Source organism: Actinomycetospora chiangmaiensis DSM 45062, assembly GCF_000379625.1.
Lineage (GTDB): Bacteria > Actinomycetota > Actinomycetes > Mycobacteriales > Pseudonocardiaceae > Actinomycetospora > Actinomycetospora chiangmaiensis.
In genome coordinates, this window is record NZ_KB903217.1 from 803,838 (window position 1) to 823,131 (window position 19,294).

The 19,294-nt window shown below is 75.1% G+C and carries 16 protein-coding genes; 8 read left to right on the top strand and 8 right to left on the bottom strand.

From position 1 onward, the window contains the following. Positions 1-72: 72 nt before the first annotated feature. The 5 genes from A3CO_RS0104135 to A3CO_RS0104155 are packed head-to-tail and all read right to left on the bottom strand — an operon-like array spanning position 73 to position 4,055. On the bottom strand, positions 73-345 hold the full coding sequence (locus A3CO_RS0104135) for an HPr family phosphocarrier protein (protein WP_026204267.1): 273 nt from the start codon (positions 343-345) through the stop codon (positions 73-75). Positions 346-362: 17 nt separating this feature from the next. Further along, positions 363-1,862, bottom strand: a complete 1,500-nt coding sequence (locus A3CO_RS0104140) for a PTS fructose transporter subunit IIC (protein WP_018330969.1) — start codon at positions 1,860-1,862, stop codon at positions 363-365. After that, positions 1,859-2,311 carry a PTS sugar transporter subunit IIA gene (locus A3CO_RS0104145; protein WP_018330970.1) on the bottom strand — a complete coding sequence of 151 codons (453 nt, stop codon included), beginning with the start codon at positions 2,309-2,311 and terminating at the stop codon, positions 1,859-1,861. Before A3CO_RS0104145 ends, A3CO_RS0104140 begins: the two co-directional genes overlap by 4 nt. Next, positions 2,308-3,255 (bottom strand): 1-phosphofructokinase, encoded by a 948-nt coding sequence (pfkB, locus tag A3CO_RS0104150; protein WP_018330971.1) that lies wholly within the window; start codon positions 3,253-3,255, stop codon positions 2,308-2,310. The genes A3CO_RS0104145 and pfkB overlap by 4 nt, the downstream gene beginning before the upstream one ends. A gap of 29 nt (positions 3,256-3,284) precedes the next feature. After that, complete coding sequence (locus tag A3CO_RS0104155) at positions 3,285-4,055, bottom strand: DeoR/GlpR family DNA-binding transcription regulator (RefSeq protein ID WP_018330972.1); 771 nt, start codon at positions 4,053-4,055, stop codon at positions 3,285-3,287. 135 nt (positions 4,056-4,190) lie between these two features. Here A3CO_RS0104155 and A3CO_RS0104160 point away from each other — a divergent pair, with 135 nt between their 5' ends. Together A3CO_RS0104160 and A3CO_RS0104165 are read left to right on the top strand one after the other, a co-directional pair. Further along, positions 4,191-5,867, top strand: coding sequence for a phosphoenolpyruvate--protein phosphotransferase (locus A3CO_RS0104160; RefSeq protein ID WP_018330973.1), 1,677 nt, complete (start codon positions 4,191-4,193; stop codon positions 5,865-5,867). Continuing rightward, complete coding sequence (locus A3CO_RS0104165) at positions 5,851-6,561, top strand: 2-phosphosulfolactate phosphatase (protein WP_018330974.1); 711 nt, start codon at positions 5,851-5,853, stop codon at positions 6,559-6,561. Before A3CO_RS0104160 ends, A3CO_RS0104165 begins: the two co-directional genes overlap by 17 nt. 150 nt (positions 6,562-6,711) lie before the next feature. Here A3CO_RS0104165 and A3CO_RS0104170 read toward each other — a convergent pair whose 3' ends face one another. The 3 genes from A3CO_RS0104170 to A3CO_RS0104180 are packed head-to-tail and all read right to left on the bottom strand — an operon-like array spanning position 6,712 to position 9,311. After that, the gene (locus A3CO_RS0104170) at positions 6,712-7,341 is read right to left on the bottom strand and encodes a maleylpyruvate isomerase family mycothiol-dependent enzyme (RefSeq protein WP_018330975.1); all 630 of its coding nucleotides are present in this window, start codon (positions 7,339-7,341) and stop codon (positions 6,712-6,714) included. A gap of 36 nt (positions 7,342-7,377) precedes the next feature. Further along, positions 7,378-8,733 (bottom strand): FAD-dependent oxidoreductase, encoded by a 1,356-nt coding sequence (locus A3CO_RS0104175; protein ID WP_018330976.1) that lies wholly within the window; start codon positions 8,731-8,733, stop codon positions 7,378-7,380. Next, positions 8,730-9,311 carry a PadR family transcriptional regulator gene (locus A3CO_RS0104180; protein WP_018330977.1) on the bottom strand — a complete coding sequence of 194 codons (582 nt, stop codon included), beginning with the start codon at positions 9,309-9,311 and terminating at the stop codon, positions 8,730-8,732. Before A3CO_RS0104180 ends, A3CO_RS0104175 begins: the two co-directional genes overlap by 4 nt. Positions 9,312-9,389: 78 nt before the next feature. Here A3CO_RS0104180 and guaA point away from each other — a divergent pair, with 78 nt between their 5' ends. From guaA to A3CO_RS0104210, 6 genes are all read left to right on the top strand, one after another. Continuing rightward, complete coding sequence (gene guaA, locus A3CO_RS0104185) at positions 9,390-10,949, top strand: glutamine-hydrolyzing GMP synthase (protein WP_018330978.1); 1,560 nt, start codon at positions 9,390-9,392, stop codon at positions 10,947-10,949. Positions 10,950-11,024: 75 nt separating this feature from the next. After that, complete coding sequence (locus A3CO_RS0104190; protein ID WP_018330979.1) at positions 11,025-13,772, top strand: ATP-binding protein; 2,748 nt, start codon at positions 11,025-11,027, stop codon at positions 13,770-13,772. Between the two features lie 87 nt (positions 13,773-13,859). Continuing rightward, on the top strand, positions 13,860-14,024 hold the full coding sequence (locus tag A3CO_RS37815) for a hypothetical protein (protein ID WP_018330980.1): 165 nt from the start codon (positions 13,860-13,862) through the stop codon (positions 14,022-14,024). After that, a complete protein-coding gene (locus tag A3CO_RS0104200; RefSeq protein WP_018330981.1) occupies positions 14,021-14,746 on the top strand; it encodes a hypothetical protein in 726 nt (241 codons plus the stop codon). Before A3CO_RS37815 ends, A3CO_RS0104200 begins: the two co-directional genes overlap by 4 nt. 12 nt (positions 14,747-14,758) lie before the next feature. Next, entirely contained in the window at positions 14,759-18,034 is a 3,276-nt protein-coding gene (locus A3CO_RS0104205) for a bifunctional cytochrome P450/NADPH--P450 reductase (protein WP_018330982.1), read from the top strand. Between the two features lie 74 nt (positions 18,035-18,108). After that, positions 18,109-19,227: an aminotransferase class I/II-fold pyridoxal phosphate-dependent enzyme gene (locus tag A3CO_RS0104210; protein ID WP_018330983.1), complete on the top strand. Its 1,119-nt coding sequence runs from the start codon at positions 18,109-18,111 to the stop codon at positions 19,225-19,227. Positions 19,228-19,294: the final 67 nt, after the last annotated feature.

The following is a 19,294-nucleotide window of genomic DNA, read 5'->3' on the forward strand; positions in this document are numbered from 1 at the left end:
ACGACCGAAGGGCCCCTCCGCTCGATCTACCCGAGCGGAGGGGCCCTTCGGTCGTTCGTGGGGGTGGGGGGGTCAGGCGTCGAGGTCCGTGGCCAGGAGCTCGGCGAGGGCGTCGACGGAGGCCTGGGCCCCGGTGACGTCCGGGTCGGCGGACAGGGTGACCTCCTGGCCGCCCCGCACCCCGAGCCCGAGGACGGCCAGCATGCTGCGGGCGTCCGCGGCGTCGCCCTCGGCGGTGGCCAGGGTGACCCGGGCGGGCTGGGCCGCGGCGGCCTTGCAGAACACCGCGGCGGGGCGGGCGTGCAGGCCGATCTGGGTCGCGACGACGACGGTGCGCTCGATCATGGTCGACTCCGGGGTGCTCACGCCGACACCGTCTCTCGCTCGGTGACGGTCTCGGTGGTGGTCGTCCCGGCCTGGGCGGGGCGACGGCGGGCGAAGGTCTTGAGGGCGACGACCAGGGCGCAGGCGACCAGGGTGCCGACCACGACCGCCACGAGGAAGCCGAGCGGGTTCCCCATCAGCGGCACCACGAAGACGCCGCCGTGCGGGGCGCGGAGCGTGGCGCCGAGGGTCATGGACAGGGCGCCGGTGACCGCGCCGCCGACCATGATCGAGGGGATGACCCGGAAGGGGTCGGCCGCGGCGAACGGGATCGCGCCCTCGGAGATGAACGAGGCGCCCAGCAGCCAGGCGGCCCGGCCGTTCTCCCGCTCGACCTCGCTGAACAGCGACTTGCGGACCACGGTGGCGAGCGCCATCGCCAGCGGCGGGACCATGCCCGCGGCCATCACGGCGGCCATGATCGTCAGGGCGCCGCCGGAGCCGGTGGACAGGCCGGCGACGGCGAAGGTGTAGGCGGCCTTGTTGACCGGGCCACCCATGTCAAAGCACATCATGAGGCCGAGCAGGACGCCGAGCAGCAGGGCGTTGGCACCGGACAGGCCGTTCAGCCAGCTCGTGAGGCCCTCGGTGATCAGGGCGATCGGGCGGCCGATGACGACGAACATGAGCAGGCCGACGACGGCGGTCGAGAGCAGCGGGATGACGAGCACCGGCATGATCCCGGCCAGCGCTCGCGGCACCCGCCAGGTCTTGATCCACATCACGAGGCCACCGGCGATGAAGCCGGAGATCAGGCCGCCGAGGAAGCCGGCGTGGGTGGTCACCGCGATCGCGCCGCCGACGAAGCCGGGCACGAGGGCGGGCCGGTCGGCCATCGCGTAGGCGATGTAGCCGGAGAGCACCGGCACCAGGAAGCTGAAGGCCGCGGAGCCGACGCCGAAGGCGAGGGCGCCCCAGGCGGTGACCGACCCGATGTCGAAGCTGCCGGAGAGGATCTGCTTGTAGAGCGGGGAGTCGTCCGGGAGGTTGATCTGGTACCCCGCGAGGGCGAAGCCCAGGGCGATCAGCAGGCCACCGGCCGCGACGAACGGGATGACGTGGCTGACGCCGGTCATCAGCCAGGCGCGGACCTTGGAGGCGGCGCCGGGGCCGGTCGGGGCCTTGGCGCCCGCCGGGGTGGCGGCCGGGGCGCCGGCGGCGGCCGGGACGTGGTTCTTTGCGGCCTCCTCGGCCTGCGCGATGAGGAGGTCACCGCCGGAGATGGCCTTCTTGACGCCGACCGAGACCTGCGGCAGGTGCGCGAAGCGCTCCTTGTCGCGCACCTCGACGTCCGCCGCGAAGATCGCGGCGTCGGCCTCGGCGAGCTGCTCGGCGGTCAGCGGGGTGGAGCCGGCCGAGCCCTGGGTCTCGACGACGATCTCGTGCCCGGCCTCCTCGGCCGCGGCCTCGAGGGCCTCGGCGGCCATGTAGGTGTGGGCGATACCCGTGGGGCACGCGGTCACGGCGACGATCTTCATGCCGAGACCTCCTTCGCGATGAAGCCGGCCGCGGCGGCCGGGTCGGTGACGGAACGGAGCTCGCCGGTGAAGGACTTGCGGACCAGGCGGCGGGCGAGCGCGGCCAGCACGGTCATGTGGTCGGAGCCGCCGCCCTCGGGCGCGGCGATGAGGAACACGAGGTCGGCGGGGGTGCCGTCCTCGGCGCCGAAGTCGACGCCGGCCGCGCTGCGGCCGAAGCCCAGCGTCGGCTCGGTGACGGCCGCGGACCGGCAGTGCGGGATGCCGATCCCGCCGTCGAGACCCGTCGGCATCTGGGCCTCGCGGGCCTCGATGTCGGCGAGGAACTGGTCCAGGTCGGTCACCCGCCCGGCCTTCACGAGGCGCTCGGCCAGCGAGCGCACGACCTCCCGGCGGTCGCCCGTGGGCAGGTCCAGGTCGACGAGGTCGGCCGTGATCAGGTCGCTCATGCTGCCTCTCCGGTGAGGTCGAGGGACGAGTCCGGGGCGGACGCCGCGCGGACGAGGGTGGGATCGACGTCGGTGGGTCCGGGCACCGCGGTGCCGGGGAGACCGACCGCGGCGGCCCCGCAGGCCACCGCGTGGTGCAGGGCGTCCGGGCTCTTCGCGCCGGACGTGATGGCCATGAGGTAGCCCGCGAGGGTGGAGTCGCCGGCCCCGACGGTGCTGCGCACCGCGACGGCGGGGCTCGCGACGTGCCAGGCGTCGTGCGCGTCGACGGCGATCGCGCCGCTCGCGCCCATGCTGACGAGGACGGTGCCGATCCCGCCGGTCACGAGCTCGCGGGCGGCGGCGAGCACGTCGGACAGGGCGGGCAGCGGGTGCGCGACCAGCTCCGCGAGCTCGGCGACGTTCGGCTTGACGAGGTCCGGGGTCTGCGCCACCGCGTGGGCGAGGGCGACGCCGGAGGTGTCGACGGCGACCCGGGCGCCCGCCGAGCGCGCGGCCCGGACGATGCGGCCGTGCAGGTCGTCGGTGGCCCCCGAGGGGACCGAGCCCGCCGTCACGACCCAGTCGGCCGGGGCGGCGTGCGCGCGAACGGTGTCGACGAGCGCGTCGACCTGGTCCGCGGTGAGCGCGACGCCGGGCTCGTTGACCTTGGTGGTGGTGCCGTCCGGCTCGACGAGGGCGGTGTTCACGCGGGTGGCACCGTCCGCCGGGGTGCAGACGGGCTGGACGCCGGCCCGGCGCAGCAGCGAGGCCAGCTCGCCCTCGCCGCCGGGCATGACGGCGAGCGTCGGGCGGCCGAAGCGGGCGAGGACGCGGGAGACGTTGACGCCCTTGCCGCCGGGGTCGACGCGGTGGGCGGTCGCGCGGAGCACCGCACCCGTCGTCAGGGCCGGGATCTCGACGGTGCGGTCGATCGACGGGTTCGGCGTGACGGTCACGATCATGGGTTCTCCCGGCGCTGCGTTTGCCCTCGTCACGCGATCACCAGATCCGGTCCGGCCGCCCGGATCGCGTCCGCCGCCTCGGGGTGGGTCTCCAGCAGGTCGCCGTCGGTGACGATCGTGTCGACGTCGGCGAGGGTCGCGAAGCGGGAGAAGGAGTCGGCGCCGTACTTCGAGGAGTCGGCGACGACGATGCTGCGGGCCGCGGCCTTGACGATGGCGCCCTTCACCGCGGACTCGGCCACGTCCGGCGTCGTGAGCCCGCGGTCGATGGAGAAGCCGTTGGTGCCGAGGACCGCGACGTCGCAGTTGACGCTCTCGAGGGTCTTGAGGGCCCACCGGTCCACCGCGGAGAGCGTGGTGCCGCGGACCCGGCCGCCGATGAGGTGGACGGTGATGCGGCTCCGGCCGGCGAGCGCGGTGGCGATCGGCAGCGCGTTGGTGACGACGGTGAGCTCGACGTCGTCGGGCAGCAGCGCCGCGACCCGCGCGGTGGTGGTGCCGGCGTCGAGCAGGATCGTCGAGGCGGCGCCGAGCTCGGCGACCGCGGCCTTCGCGATGCGGTCCTTCTCGTCGGGGTGGGTGACCTCGCGGACGCCGACGGCGGGCTCGATCTCGAGGCGGTCGGTGGCGATGGCGCCGCCGTGCACACGGTGCAGCAGGCCCTGGCGCTCGAGGGCCGTGAGGTCGCGCCGGATGGTCTCGGTGGTGACGCCGAGCTCGGCCGCGACCTGGGTGACCTCGAGGCGGCCCAGCTCGCGAGCCCGGCGGACCAGGAGCTGGTGGCGCTCTGCGGCGTACATGCCCGATCACCTCCGTTCTTCGGCGAACCCGTGTGGTTCTGGTTGGAAGTTTGTTGGTTTGCCTGTGGACTGTCAAGGGGTTGTCGTCGTACGTTCTCCTCAGCGACACCAAGGGACCCGACGAAGGGGAGCGCCATGACCAGCACCGACGGTGCGAAGCTGCCGGGAACGCCGGCGAGCGCGGGAGCGGCGGTCGGTCCCGTCGTGCGCGTGCCCGAACCGTTGGGGGAGCCGCCGGCGGGCCCCGTCGTCGTGGCGGACCGGCGCGAGGTCGAGGCGGCCCGCATCGCCCCCGCGGGCGCCGCGGTGTCGACCCGCATGATGGACACCGCCGGGACCCCGGGCCTCGCGAAGGAGGTCTCCGACGTCCTCTACGCGACCGCGATGATGGCCGAGGACCCGACGCTGCTGGAGTCCGCCGAGGCGCTCGTCCGCGACCAGGGCACGCCTGCGCCGCGGGCGGTGTACGAGGCCGCCGCGCGGTTCGTGTCCGCCCTGCAGGCCGCCGGCGGCTACATGGCCGAGCGGGCGGGCGACGTCGCGGACATCCGCGACCGCATCGTCGCCGAGCTGCTCGGGGTCCCCGCGCCGGGCGTGCCGGTCCTCGACGGCCCGTCGGTGCTGGTCGCGAAGGACCTCGCCCCCGCCGACACCGCCACGCTGGACCCGGCGACGGCGCTCGCCCTCGTCACCGTCGAGGGCGGCCCGACCAGCCACACCGCGATCCTCGCCCGCTCGCTCGGCATCCCCGCCGTCGTCGGCTGCCCCGGGGCCGCCGGCCTCGTCGAGGGCACGCTCGTGCGGGTCGACGGGACGGCCGGCGAGGTCGTCGCGGTGCCCGCGGGGACCGCCGTCGGCGCGGACCTGGCCGCGGCCGGCCCGACCTCCGTCGCCGGCCCCGTCACCACCACCGACGGGCACCGGATCGCGGTCGTCGCCAACATCGCGGACACGAAGGACGCGGCGCGGGCGGCCGAGGTGGGCGCCGAGGGCGTCGGCCTGCTCCGCACCGAGCTCACCTTCCTCTCCGCGTCGACCGAGCCGACGCCCGAGGAGCAGCGGGCCGGGTACGCGGCGACGATGGCCCCGCTCGCCGGCACGCCGATCACGCTGCGCACGCTGGACGCCGGCGCCGACAAGCCGGTGCCGTTCCTGGACATGACGCCCGAGGTCAACCCGGCCCTCGGCGTGCGGGGCCAGCGCCTCTTCGACGACGGCGCCGAGCGTGCCGACGTCCTCGACCGCCAGCTGGTCGCCGCCGTCGGAGGGGCCGCCGACGCCGGGGTCACGCTCAAGGTGATGGCCCCGATGATCTCCACCGCCGACGAGGCCGCCCGCTTCGTCGCCCGCGCGCGGAAGGCCGGGGTGGAGCAGGTCGGCGTGATGATCGAGGTCCCGGCGGCCGTGCTCAACGCCCCCGAGCTGCTCGCCGAGGTCGACTTCGTGTCCGTCGGCACCAACGACCTGACGCAGTACGTCTTCGCCGCCGACCGCCAGTCCGGCCCCCTCGCCGGGTTCAACGACCCCTGGCAGCCCGCCGTCCTGCGCCTGCTCGACCAGCTGTGCCGGGCCGCCGAGGTGACGGGGACCCCGGTCGGGGTCTGCGGCGAGGCCGCGGCCGACCCGGCGCTCGCCGTCGTCCTCGTGGGGCTCGGCGTGACGTCGCTGTCCGCGGCCGCCTCGGCGCTGCCCGCCGTCGCGGCGCGCGTCTCGTCGGTGGACCTCGCGACCGCCCGGCGCGCGGCCCGGGTCGCCGTGGCCGCCCGCGACGTCGCGTCGGCCCGGGCGGCGGTGCGTGACGTCCTCGGCTGATCAGGGGCCGTACCGGCTGCGCTGCGAGTGGGGTCCCGACGGCGGGGCGCTGGTCGCGGCGGGTGCCGACGTCGCGGTCGTCGTCGACGTCTGCTCCTTCACGACGACGACCTCGGTCGCCCTCGACCGCGGGATCGCCGTCATCCCGTCGGCGGTCCGGGCCGGGCCACCCGGCGTCGTGGTGGCGGGGCGTCGGGCGGAGGGCGGGCTGTCGCTCTCCCCGGTCTCCGTGCGGTCGGCGGCGGTGGTCCCCGACGTCATGGTCCTGCCCTCGCCCAACGGGTCGACGATCAGCGCGGCGCTCGCGGACCGGGTGCCCACCGTGCTGGCGGCCTGTCTGCGCAACGCGTCGGCCGTGGCGGCCTGGTTGGCGGCCCGGCCGGAGCTGGTCGTGGCCGTGGTGCCGGCGGGCGAGCGGTGGCCCGACGGTGGCCTGCGCGTCGCCGTCGAGGACCTGTGGGGGGCGGGCGCGGTGCTGTCGACGCTGGTCGGGGACAGTGCTGCGCCCGAGGCTCGGGTGGCGGCCGCGGCGTTCGACGCCGTCCGACCGCGCCTGACGGCCGAGCTGCGGGCGTGTGCGAGCGGGCGGGAGCTGACCGAGCTCGGGTTCGCCGCCGACGTCGAGGTGGCGTCCGAGCTGGACACGAGCACCGTCGTGCCGCTGCTCGTCGACGGGGTGTTCCGCGCGGCGTGAGCGCGGGCCGGCCCGCACCTCGTGCGGCACCGGGTGCGCCGGGGTCGACCCGGCACCATACGGATCGAGCCGCTGATCGACGTCGGGCCGTCGCGGATGTCGGTGGCACCGGGCGCCCCGGGGGGAGCTTCGTGCCGCTGTCCGGCGGGCTCAGCAGCGGGAGCGGAGCACCTCGACGCCCGGACCGGTGAGGTCGTCACAGAACACGGCACGGCCGGCCATCGCCATCACCAGCGCGAGCGTCGGGCCGGAGACGCGCGGCCCGTCGTCGGGACCAGCGGTGAAGGGGCCGTCGGAGGCCGCGAGCCGGAGACCCGTGCTGACGGTGCGGCTGCGGACCGTCGAGTTCTGCCGCGCGAAGAACGTGGCGAGCGGGGTGAGGGTGGTGACCGGGGCGTCGCGGACGAGACCGAGCGGACGCCGGACGTCCGCACCGTGCACCACGATCTCGCCGAGCCACATCTCGACCGGACCGGGCGGGCACGTCCGGCTCCCGATCACCGCCCGGAACCGCTCGAGCGTCCCGGCGGACGTCGGGGCGCGGTGCTCGGCGAGCCGGCGGGCGTTGTGGCGCTCGACGTTCCCGCGCGCGGCGAGGACGCTGCGGAACCACCGGAGCGGCCCGGTCGAGGCGCCGGCCACGAGGTGGGCGACGGTGTCCTCGACGGTCCACGCGGCACAGAGCGAGCGCACCTGCCACTGCTCGTCGGTGAGCGTGCCGAGGTCGGACGCGAGCGCTGCACGCTCGGCGTGGATGAGGGGCCAGAGGTCGGGGGTCACGGAGGTGGGACCGGTCGGTCGTCGCGGACTCATCCCTCACACCAGCTCGGAGTCGCGGACCTTCTGCATGCCGAGCGCCATCCGCCGTTTCGCGGCGGGGATGCGGTCGACCAGGCGCAGGGAGGTGCGCTGCGCGAACACCGAGAGCGGCCCGATCACCGGGCGGCGGGCGAGGCCGTTGTCGTTCATGAACTCCAGCGACTCGCGGACGGCGAGGGCCGAGTAGCGGCGCATGAGGTCCTCGTAGTCGCCGACCGCCGCGAGCAGCGTCGACTCCCCGTCGCGGACCCGGACGAGGCGGTCCCGGAGCTCCCGCGCGTCGCGCAGCGCGGTGTTCGCGCCCGCGCCGCGACCCGGCGTCATGGTGTGGGCGGCGTCGCCGAGCAGCGTCACGGTGCTCGGCTCCCACGGCGGGATCGGGTCGGCGGTGCGGATGGACAGCGCGACGTTCGCGCCGTGGTCGGCCCCGGCGAGCAGGGCCTGCCAGCAGGGGGACCAGTCGGCCGTGAGTTCGGCGGCCAGCGCGGTGAGGTCGGCGCCCTCGCGCTCGAGGAGGTCGGCGGGGGCGATCGACCGGGAGGTCGTCACGCCCCAGGAGACGTGGTCGGTCGTGTTGTCGAAGCGTAGTCCGGGCCACCGCTCGAGGAGCTCCCGGTCGCTGGAGCCGATGCCCGCGACGGGCGCGCCGCCGTCGGTCCAGGGCATCCGCACGACGTGGGTGATCCCGAACTGCCCGCGGCGGTCGAAGATCATGGCGAGGCCCTGGCGGACCGACGCGGGCAGCAGCGCCTCGGTCTGCGGCGACCAGGGCGTCTTGCCGCCGATCGCGACGAGCCCGGTCTCGGTGTGCGTCGCGTGGGGCAGGTACTGCCGGCGGACCGGGGAGCCCGCCCCGTCGGCCCCGACGAGGAGGTCGCCCTCGTCGGTGGACCCGTCCTCGAAGTGGGCGACGACGCGGTCGGCGTGCTGCTCGTAGTGGGTGAAGCGCCGGTCGAAGGTGACGACGTCCTCCATCCCCGTGAAGAGCACCTGGCGCAACGTCATCCGGCTGACGTTGTACTCCCGGTCCTCCGCCCCCTGGCCGGACGGCGGGAACTCGCCGAACCCGACGGTGATCAGCTCCCGCCACTGCTCGGTGTACATGCCGAACCGCTCGTAGGGCGCGGCGGTGGTGGCCACGAAGGTCTCGAAGAGCTCCGGCGCGAGGCAGGCGTGCAGGGCCCGGGCCCCGTTGGGGGAGATCCCGACGCGGTAGCCGTGCAGGCCGCTCGTCCGCGTGCGGTCGCGCTCGTGGACGGCGACGTCGATGCCGGCGCGACGGAGGCCGTGCGCCAGGCACATGCCTCCGGTCCCACCGCCGATGACGAGGACGCGGAGCGGGCGGGTGGTCATGACGGGCCTCCGACAGGGGTGGTGATCCAGGGCAGGGCGGCGGTGCGCAGGTCCTCGAGCAGGCCCTCGAGGAACCGGACGTCGGTCTCGAGGTGGGCGACGGCGTACTCGTCCTCCACCAGCACGAGCCGGGGCAGGAGGGGGCGGACCCGCTCGAGTTCGCCGCGCAGCCGGTCGCGCTCGGTCCGACGGTCGGCGAGGCGCAGCTCGAGGGCGTCGCGGGCGAGGTCCGCGGAGATCAGCGGGAGGTAGGCGAGGGCCGCGGTGAACTCCCCGAACTCGTGGCGGGGTGCCGTGAGCATGTCGAGGGTCCAGGTGATCGCCGTCTCGTGCCCCGCGTCGGTGGGGGCGTAGACGGTGCGCTCGGGCCGGGTGGCGGGCCGTTCGGTGCCGGCGGCGACGAGCAGACCGTCGCGGACGAGGCGGTCGATCGTCTTGTAGAGCTGCGAGCGCTGCCCGACGTTGACGACCTTGTCCTTGCCGCGCTCCCGGATGAGCTGCTGCATCCGGTAGGGGTGCATCGGTTCCTCCACAGCGAGGGCGAGGACGGCGAGGGCGAGGCCGGAGCGCTGGGTCATGGTGTCGCTGACATTAGTGTCGTAGACACTAAAGAAGCAAGGGGCGGGGTGGCCGCACCCGTCCGTCACAATGGGGACGTGAGCAGCAGTGGTGAGCACCCCGTCCTCGTCGTCGACTACGGCGCCCAGTACGCGCAGCTCATCGCCCGGCGCGTGCGCGAGGCGCAGGTGTACTCCGAGGTCGTGCCGCACACGACCTCGGTCGACGACATGCTGGCGAAGGACCCGGCGGCGATCGTGCTCTCCGGTGGGCCGGCGAGCGTCTACGCCGAGGGGGCGCCGAGCGTCGACCCGGCCCTGTTCGAGACCGGCGTCCCGGTGTTCGGCATCTGCTACGGGTTCCAGCTGATGGCCTCGGCGCTGGGCGGCACGGTGGCCCACACCGGCGACCGGGAGTACGGCCGCACCGAGCTGCACATCACCGACCCGGGCCGGCTGCACGGCGACATCCCCGAGGCCCACCCGGTGTGGATGAGCCACGGCGACGGCGTCACCGCGGCCCCGGAGGGCTTCACGACGACGGCCTCCTCGCCCGGGGCGCCGGTCGCGGCCTTCGAGGACGTCGACCGGCGACTGGCGGGGGTGCAGTACCACCCGGAGGTCGGGCACTCCCCGCACGGCCAGCTGGTGCTCGAGCGCTTCCTGCGCGACGTCGCCGGCATCCGCCCCGACTGGACCGCGGCCAACATCGTCGAGGAGACGGTCGAGGCGATCCGGGCCCAGGTCGGGCCGGGCGGCCGGGCGATCTGCGGGCTGTCGGGCGGCGTCGACTCCGCGGTCGCCGCGGCGCTGGTGCAACGCGCGATCGGGGACCGGCTGACGTGCGTGTTCGTCGACCACGGCCTCCTGCGCGAGGGCGAGCGCGGCCAGGTCGAGCGGGACTTCGTCGCGGCGACCGGGGTGGACCTCGTGACGGTGGACGCCGAGGAGGTGTTCCTGCGCGAGCTCGCCGACGTGGTCGACCCCGAGGAGAAGCGCAAGATCATCGGCCGGGAGTTCATCCGCTCCTTCGAGGGCGCGGCGCGCGACCTCGCCGAGGGCGAGGGCGTCGACTTCCTCGTGCAGGGAACGCTCTACCCGGACGTCGTCGAGTCCGGCGGCGGGACCGGAGCGGCGAACATCAAGTCCCACCACAACGTCGGGGGCCTCCCCGACGACCTGCAGTTCTCGCTGGTCGAGCCGCTGCGGGCGCTGTTCAAGGACGAGGTCCGCGCCGTCGGCGCCGAGCTCGGGCTGCCCGAGTCGATCGTCCAGCGCCAGCCCTTCCCGGGCCCGGGACTCGCGATCCGCATCATCGGATCCGTCGACGCCGAGCGGCTCGCCACGCTGCGCCGGGCCGACGCGATCGCCCGCGAGGAGCTCACCGCCGCCGGGCTCGACCGCACCATCTGGCAGTGCCCGGTGGTGCTGCTCGCCGACGTCCGCTCGGTGGGGGTGCAGGGCGACGGCCGCACCTACGGCCACCCCGTCGTGCTGCGCCCGGTGTCGAGCGAGGACGCCATGACCGCCGACTGGACGCGCGTGCCCTACGAGACGCTGGAACGCATCTCGACCCGGATCACGAACGAGTGCGCGGAGATCAACCGCGTCGTCCTCGACGTGACGAGCAAGCCCCCGGGCACCATCGAGTGGGAGTGACCGGCCACTGGTCCCCCCGGACACAGTTCGCGTCGACCCTGGACACGGCGCGCACGGGGGGTGTGCGCTCCAGGGGTGTTCACCCGAGCAGCACGCCCCTTCGTCGGCCGCCGCCAGGAGCTGCGCGAGATCGACGAGGTGGTCGCGGCGGCCCGCCGGGGCTCGCCCGGCATCGTCCGGGTCCGCGGCGCCGCCGGGATGGGCAAGACGTCGCTGATCGCGCGGGCGGTCGACGCCGCGACGCACGTGGACCTGCTCACCGCCGCCGGTGACCCGGCCGAGGCGGCGCTGCCCTACGGCGTCGTCGACCAGCTCACGGCGGGGTTGCCCGCCGCCGTCCTCGACCGGTACCCCTTCGCGGCGCTCGGCCGGTCGGCCGGGACGGACCCGACCGTGGTGGGCGCCGACCTGCTCGCCGCGCTCGGCGCCCTGCCCGGGGAGGACCCGGTGCTCCTGGTCGTCGACGACCTCCAGTGGGCCGACGACCTGTCGGTCCGCGCCCTCGTCTTCGTCCTGCGTCGGCTGCGCCACGACCGGGTCGCGGTGGTGCTCGGTGCCCGGAGCCCGGAGCCGGGCGTGCCGGACGACCCGCGCTGGGACCGCGTGCTCACCGGCCTGCAGGGGGCCCGGGACCTGACGCTCACGGGCCTCGCCCCCGCGGAGCTCTCCGACCTCGCCGTCGCCCTGGGTCGTCCCTTCGGCGCCACCGGCACGGCCGTACGGCTCCACGACCGCACGCACGGCCACCCGCTCTACGCGCGCACCCTCATCGAGGACCTCCCGGCCGACGCCCTCGCGGCCACCACGGTCGACGTGCTCCCCGCACCGCACTCGCTCGCCGCCGTGGTGCTCGTCCGGCTCTCGCGGGCCGCCGCACCGGCGCGCGACCTCGTCGTCGCCGCGTCGGTGCTCGGCGACGTGTGCGCCCTCGCGGACGCCGCGGCGCTGGCCGACCTGGTCGAGCCGGGGGTCGTCCCCGCGGCGGGACCGGGGCTCGCGGACGCACTCGACGACGCCCTGGCCACCGGTCTGGTCGAGGACCGCGGCCCGGGCCGCCTCGGCTTCGTCCACCCGGTGCTGCGGGCGGCCGTGTACGGCGACCAGCCGCCCGCCCGGCGACGGGCCCTGCACCAGGCGGCGGCGCGCCGGACCGTGGGGCGGGCCGCGCTCACCCATCGGATCGCCGCGGCGGCCGGCCCCGACCCGGAACTGGCCGCCGACCTCGAGCGGTTCGCCGACGCCGTCCCGGCCGGCACCCCCGCGGTGGACGTCGCCGACCTGCTGCGCGTCGCCGCGTCCCTCTCGCTCGAGCCCGACGAGGCGGAACGCCGGCTCTTCCGGGCGGTCACGGTGCTGCTCGCCGACGGCGAGATCGGCCGGGCGACGACGCTCGGGCCCGAGCTCGCCGCCACGCGGCCGGGTGCGGTGCGGGACGGGCTGCTGGGGCGACTCGCGTTGCTGCGCGGACACGTCGCCACGGCCGGGTCGCTGCTCGCGTCGGCCGTCGCCGACGGCGACCCCGCGACCCGGGCGGTCGCCGCGGCCGACCTCGCCCTGCTCGCCGTCCTGGCCGGGCGTCCCGCCGAGGCCGTCGACCGGGCGGGGGCCTGCTTCGCCGACCCCGCGGCGGGCTCGCTCGCCCGCGCCCCCGCGGGGCTCGCGCTCGTCCTCGGACTCGTCGCGCTCGGCCGCACCCCGGACGCGCACGCGGCGCTCGACCACGCCTCGGGTCCGCCCGGGGCGAGGACGCCCCTGCACGGTGACGTCCTGGTCCTGCGCGGCATCCTCGCCGCGGTCGCCGAACGGGACGCGGAGGCCGTGGCCGCGCTGTCCGAGGGCCTCGGGCTGGCCCGCGCCGGCGCGCCGCTGCGCACGTGGACGGCGGCCGCGGGCTACCTCGCCGTCGTGCGGGACCGGACGGGCGAGACCGACGGCCTCGACGCGGTGGAGCTCGCCGTCGCCTCGGCCCGCGACGGCGGACAGGTCTTCGCCGAGCACCTGCTGCGCGGGCAGGCGGCCGCGATGCACGCCGTGCGGGGACACGTCGACGCTGCTCGGGAGCACCTCGCGGTGAGGAGCGAGACGTCGTCGTGGTGGGGGGCGCGGCTCGCGGACAGCACCGCGGCGGCCCTGCTCGGCCTCGTCGACGAGGACGCCGCCGCGATGCTGCGCGCGCTCGACCCGGTGCTGGACCCGCCGGTCCGCGACCTGGCCGACGCCGTCGGTGCCCTCGCTCCCCGGGTGCTGCAGGTCGAGGCGTTCCTGCTGCTGGGGGCCCAGGAGGACGCCCGCCGCGCCCTCGACGAGCTCGACGTGCTCCTCGCCGACCGTCCCCCGGGGCACGCGACCGTCGACGCCGCCCGGCTGCGGGCGCAGCTCGCCGAGGCCGTCGGGGACCGCGCGGCGGCCCGGCGCACGCTCGAGGACGCGCTGCGGGCGGCGCCGACGACGACCCCGCTGGCCACCGCGCGCCTCGAGACCGCCCTGGGGCGCCGGCTCGTGGCCGACGGCGAGCGCCGCGCCGGGGTCGACCTGCTGCGCACGGCCCGCGACCGGCTCCGGGCGCTCGGGGCCGCACCGTTCCTGGCGGTGTGCGAGGACCTGCTGCACGCCGCCGGGCTCACCCCCGCCGACGAGGAGAGCCTCGGGCTCACCGCGCACGAGGAGGCCGTCGTCGCGCAGGTGGTGCGGGGGCTGACCAACCGCGAGGCGGCCCGCGAGCTGTTCGTCTCGCCGCGCACCGTCGCCTACCACCTCAGTAACGTGTACGCGAAGCTCGGCGTCACCACCCGCTCCGAGCTGCGGGAACGCATCGGCCGGTAGTCGCCCCGGCACGGTGCGTCCGCTGGCAACCGGACTGGAAGGCCCGACCGGGGCCGACCCGTCGTCGGGACCGCGACGCTCGTCGTCATGCGGGTCACACTCGAGCTCGTCCGCGACGCGGACGGGCGACTGGAGGGCTCGGCCACCGCCGAGACCGGGACGGAACGTCGGTTCTCCGGCACCCTCGAGCTGCTCCGGGTCCTCGAGGACCTCGACACCACCGAGGACCCCGAGACCGGGAGCGTGCGGTGAGGTCGGAGGCGCGCATCGCCGCGGCCTCGGGGGTCGTGTTCTGCCTGCTGTTCGTCGTCGCGATGGTGCTGCTCGACCGGGCGCCCCACCTCGACGACCCCGACAGCACCTACGCCGCGTTCTACGCGCACGGCGGCGACGGCCTGTTCGTCGCGATCGGTCTCTACCTCGTGCCGCTCGCCGGCATCGCCTTCCTGTGGCACATGACCGCGATCCGCGCGGCCCTCGACGCGCTCACCCCGCGGCCGTCCGGGATGGCGCACGGGCTGAACCTGCTCGCCGGCGTGGTCTTCGTGACGATGCTGTTCGCCGGGACCGCCGCCGTCGGCGCCGCGGCGTTCGCCTCGTCCCGCGGGAGCACGGTGCCGGTGGACCCGGCGACGGCGCGCGCCCTCACCGCCGTCGGCTACGGCCTGGTGTTCGTCTTCGCAGTCCGCGGCGCCGGGATGTTCGCACTCACCACGACGACGCTGCTGCACGCCGGCGGGGTGCTCTCCCGGGTCTGGGCCGCCGTCGGCTGGCTCCTCGGGGCGTTCCTGCTGCTCGCCGCGACGAACGACCCCGCCGCGCTGCTCGTCCTGCCCGCCTGGGTGCTGTTGGTCGCCGTCGCCCTGCTGCGCCACCGCACCCCCGCCGCCACCCCCGCCGCCACCCCGGCAGCCACCACCGCCGACGCCCCCGCGCCCGTCGTGGACCCGGCATCACCCGTCGTCGAGCACTGAAGGAGCCCACCCGTGGCCTCATCGATCCCCGACCGTCCCGAGGGCGCCCGGCCGATCCCCGGCCCGAAGCCCCTGCCGCTGATCGGCAACATGCGCGACATGCCGTCGGGGCAGACGATGCAGCGACTGCTCGAGCTCACGAAGCAGTACGGGCCGATGTTCGTCCTGCACGCCGGCGACGGGCCCCGCTACATCGCCTCCGGCCTCGACATGGTCGACGACCTCTGCGACGACACCCGGTTCGTCAAGTACGTCGGCGCGGGGCAGCGCGAGCTGCGCAAGAGCCAGGAGTCGGCCGGTCTGTTCACCGCCGACTCCGACGACCCGTTGTGGAAGAGCGCCCACGACATCCTGCTGCCCGCCTTCTCGCAGCGGGCGATCCGCGCCTACGTCCCGATGATGGTCGACATCGCCGACCAGCTCCTGCTCAAGTGGGAACGGCTGAACCCGGGCGAGGCGATCGACGTCACCGGCGACATGACGCGGCTGACCCTCGACACGATCGCGCTCTGCGGGTTCGGCTACCGGTTCAACTCGTTCTACCGCGACACCCAGCACCCGTTCGTCGACGCCATGCTGAGCGCGCTGAACGAGAGCCAGGCCCGGCAGCGGATCCCCCCGGCGATCGCGAAGCTGCGCCGCGGCGCCGAGCGCAAGCTCCTCGCCGACATGCGGTACATGCAGGACACCGTGCAGACCATCCTCGACGAGCGGCGCGCCTCGGGGGACCCGGGCGAGGACCTGCTGGGCCACATGCTGACCGGGACCGACAAGGCGGGGCGCCCGCTGCCCGACCACAACATCGTCTCGCAGTGCATCACGTTCCTCATCGCCGGCCACGAGACCACCAGCGGGCTGCTCTCGTTCGCGATCTCCTACCTGCTCAAGGCCCCCGAGGTGGTGGCGCGGGCGCAGGCCGAGGTCGACGAGGTGCTGGGGACCGACCTCTCGGCCGTCCCCACGGCGGCGCAGATCGGGAAGCTCGCCTACATCACGCAGATCCTGGAGGAGACGCTGCGGCTGTGGCCGACGGCGCCCGCGTTCACCCGGCAGCCACTGGAGGACACGACGGTCGGCGGCTACGAGTTCCGGGCGGGCACCCCGATCATCGCGGTGTCGATCGCGCTCCACCGCAACACCGACGTCTGGGGCGACGACGCCTGGGAGTTCAACCCCGACCACTTCGCCCCGGAGCGACGCGAGGGCCGCCCGCCCAGCGCCTACAAGCCGTTCGGCTCGGGGGTGCGGGCCTGCATCGGGCGCCAGTTCGCGCTGCAGGAGGCGATCCTCGTGCTCGCCATGGTGCTGCAGCGCTTCGAGCTGGTCGACCACGCGGATTACCGGCTGAAGATCAAGGAGAGCCTGACGCTGAAGCCGGACGGGCTGACGATCCAGGTGCGGCCGCGGCCGGGGCGGACGCGCAGCGGGTCGATCGGTGCCCCGCCGGCGGCCGTCGCCGCGGCCGAGCCGGCCGCCGCGGCCGCCCCCGCCGCCGTCGTCGGGGACCGGCACGGCACTTCGCTGCTCGTGCTCTTCGGCTCCAACCTCGGTGCGGCCGAGGACATCGCGACCCGCATCGCCCGTGACGGCACCGATCGCGGCTGGGCCACGACGGTGGCCCCGCTCGACGACCGCGTCGGCGCGGTGCGGATGGGCGAGGCGTCCCCGTCCGCGGCGGACCTGCCGACCGAGGGTGCGGTCGTCGTCGTGACCGCGTCCTACAACGGGATGCCGCCGGACAACGCGGCCGCCTTCTGCGACTGGGTGCGCGGGCCGCGGGCGTCGGCGTCCGGGGTGCGCTACACCGTCTTCGGGTGCGGCAACCGGGACTGGGCGTCGACCTACCAGGCGATCCCGACCCTGGTCGACGAGCGCCTCGAGGCGGCCGGTGCCACCCGCGTGTACCCGCGCGGCGAGGGCGACGCGCGCGGCGACTTCGACGGCCAGTTCCACGACTGGTACGCCGGACTGTGGGACGCCCTCGGCACGGCGTGCGGGGTGGCGGCCGAGGACGCGGCGGTGACCGTCGGCGGGCCGCGGCTCCGCGTCTCGGTGGAGAACCGGCGGAGCGCCTCGCCGGTCGTGCGGTCCTTCGCCGCGGTCCCGGCCACCGTCGTCGCGAACCGGGAGCTGACGGCGCGGGCCGGCGAGCCCGGCGGGCGCTCGGTGCGTCACGTCGAGATCGCGCTGCCCGCGGGCACGACCTACCGGACCGGGGACCACCTCGGGGTGCTGCCGCGCAACGACGTCGGGCTGCTCAACCGGGTGATCGCGCGGTTCGGCCTCGACGCCGGGCAGTACGTGACGATCGAGGCGGCCGGGGGTGCCCCGACGCACCTGCCCACGGGCGAGCCGTACCCGCTGCTGGGGATCCTCGCCGGGTGCGTCGAGCTGCAGGACGTCGCGACGCGCCCGCAGCTCACGGCGCTGGCGGCGTCGCTGCCGCCCGGCGAGGCCCGCGACGACCTCGAGGCGCTCGCGTCGGACGGCGAGCGCTACCGGGCCGAGATCGCCCGGCCGCGCGTCACGCTGCTCGAGCTGTGCGAACGCAACCCGTCGTCGGGCATGGAGTTCGCGGAGTTCCTCGACCTGCTGCCGGCGCTGCGGCCGCGGTACTACTCGATCTCCTCGGCGCCGGCGGTGACCGACGACGCGGCCCTCACCGTGGGGGTCCTCGACGAGCCGGCGCGCTCCGGGGAGGGCCGCTACCGGGGGACCTGCTCGACCCACCTGGCCGCGGTGCCCGAGGGCGGCACGGTGTTCTGCCTGGTGCGCGAGCCCTCCATCGCCTTCCGGCCGCCGGAGAACCCGCACCGACCGATGATCATGGTGGGGGCGGGGACCGGGATGGCGCCGTTCCGCGGGTTCCTCCAGGAGCGGGGCGCCCTCGCCGCGCAGGGCGTGCCGATCGCGGAGTCGCTGCTGGTCCTCGGGTGCCGCGACGCCGACGACGACCTGCTCTACGCCGACGAGCTCGCCCGCTTCGACAAGGACGGGGTGGCCCGGCTGGTCACCGCGTGCTCGCGGACGGAGGGGAAGCCCCGCCGCTACGTCCAGCAGGCCCTGCTCGACGAGGCCGACGCGGTGTGGTCGCTGCTCTCCGAGGACGCGGTGGTCTACGTCTGCGGGAACGCCGCGACGATGGCGCCGGGCGTGCGGGCCGCCGTCGCCGAGGTGTTCCGGACGCACACCGGGGCGAGCGAGGCCGACGCGCAGGCGTGGTTCGACGGGCTGCGGGCGCAGGGGCGGTACCTGGAGGACATCTGGGGGGAGACGGCGATCGTGTAGGGGCGCTGCGCGCTCGTGAGCACTTTCTGGTGCTATAGCCCGGGAAAGTGCTCACGGGGCGACGAAGGAGCCACATGGCGACGATCTTCTCCGAGATGTCCGCGCTCGCCGTGCAGTACGACGCGATCAACCTCGGACAGGGGTTCCCCGACACCCCCGGACCGCGGGAGGTCGTCGACGCCGCCGTCGCCGCGATGCACCGGGGGCTGAACCAGTACCCGCCCGCGGTCGGCGTCCCCGCGCTGCGGGAGGCGATCTGCGCCCACCAGGAGCGGTTCTACGGGCTGGAGCTCGACCCGGCCTCGCAGGTCGTGGTGTGCGCGGGGGCGTCGGAGGCGCTGTCGTCGGCGCTGGTGGCCCTCGTCGGCGCCGGCGACGAGGTGATCGCCCTCGAGCCGTTCTACGACCTCTACCAGGCGGCGTCGGTGCTGGTCGGGGCGTCGCTGGTGCCGGTGCGGATCAGCGCGCCGGACTACCGGCTGGACCCCGACCTGCTCCGCGCCGCCGTCACGGAGCGGACGAAGGTCATCCTGCTCAACTCGCCCCACAACCCGACGGGGGCCGTGCTCTCCCGCGCCGAGCTCGAGGCGGTGGCGGCGGTCGCGATCGAGCACGACCTGCTCGTGATCACCGACGAGGTCTACGAGCACCTGCTCTTCGACGACGAGGTCCACATCCCGATCTCGACGCTGCCCGGGATGGCGGAGCGGACGATCACGGTGTCGTCGGCGGGCAAGACGTTCTCGGTGACCGGCTGGAAGATCGGGTGGGCGACGGGGCCCGCGGAGCTGATCGAGAAGGTGCTCGGCGTCAAGCAGTGGTTCTCGTTCGCCTCCGGGACGCCGCTGCAGCACGCGGTCGCGGTCGGGCTGGAGCTGCCCGACGAGCGGTTCGCGACGATGGGCCGCGAGCTCCAGCGCAAGCGCGACCTGCTCACCGACGGCCTCCGCGAGCTGGGCCTGGAGGTCTACCACTCGAAGGCGACCTACTTCGTCACCGCCGACATCGCGCCGCTGGGGGAGACGGACTCGCTGGAGTTCTGCCGGGCGCTGCCGGCTCGGGTCGGCGTCGCGGCCGTGCCAAACCAGGTCTTCCACGCCTCGCCCGTCGGGGTGGAGACGCAGGTCCGCTTCGCGTGCTGCAAGCGCGACGAGGTGCTGTCCGACGCGTTGCTGCGGCTGCGGAAGTTGTGAGCCCCGGGTGGCAGCGAAGCGTCGTCGCTGTCACTGGGTGACAGCAACGACGCTTCGCTGCCATCGA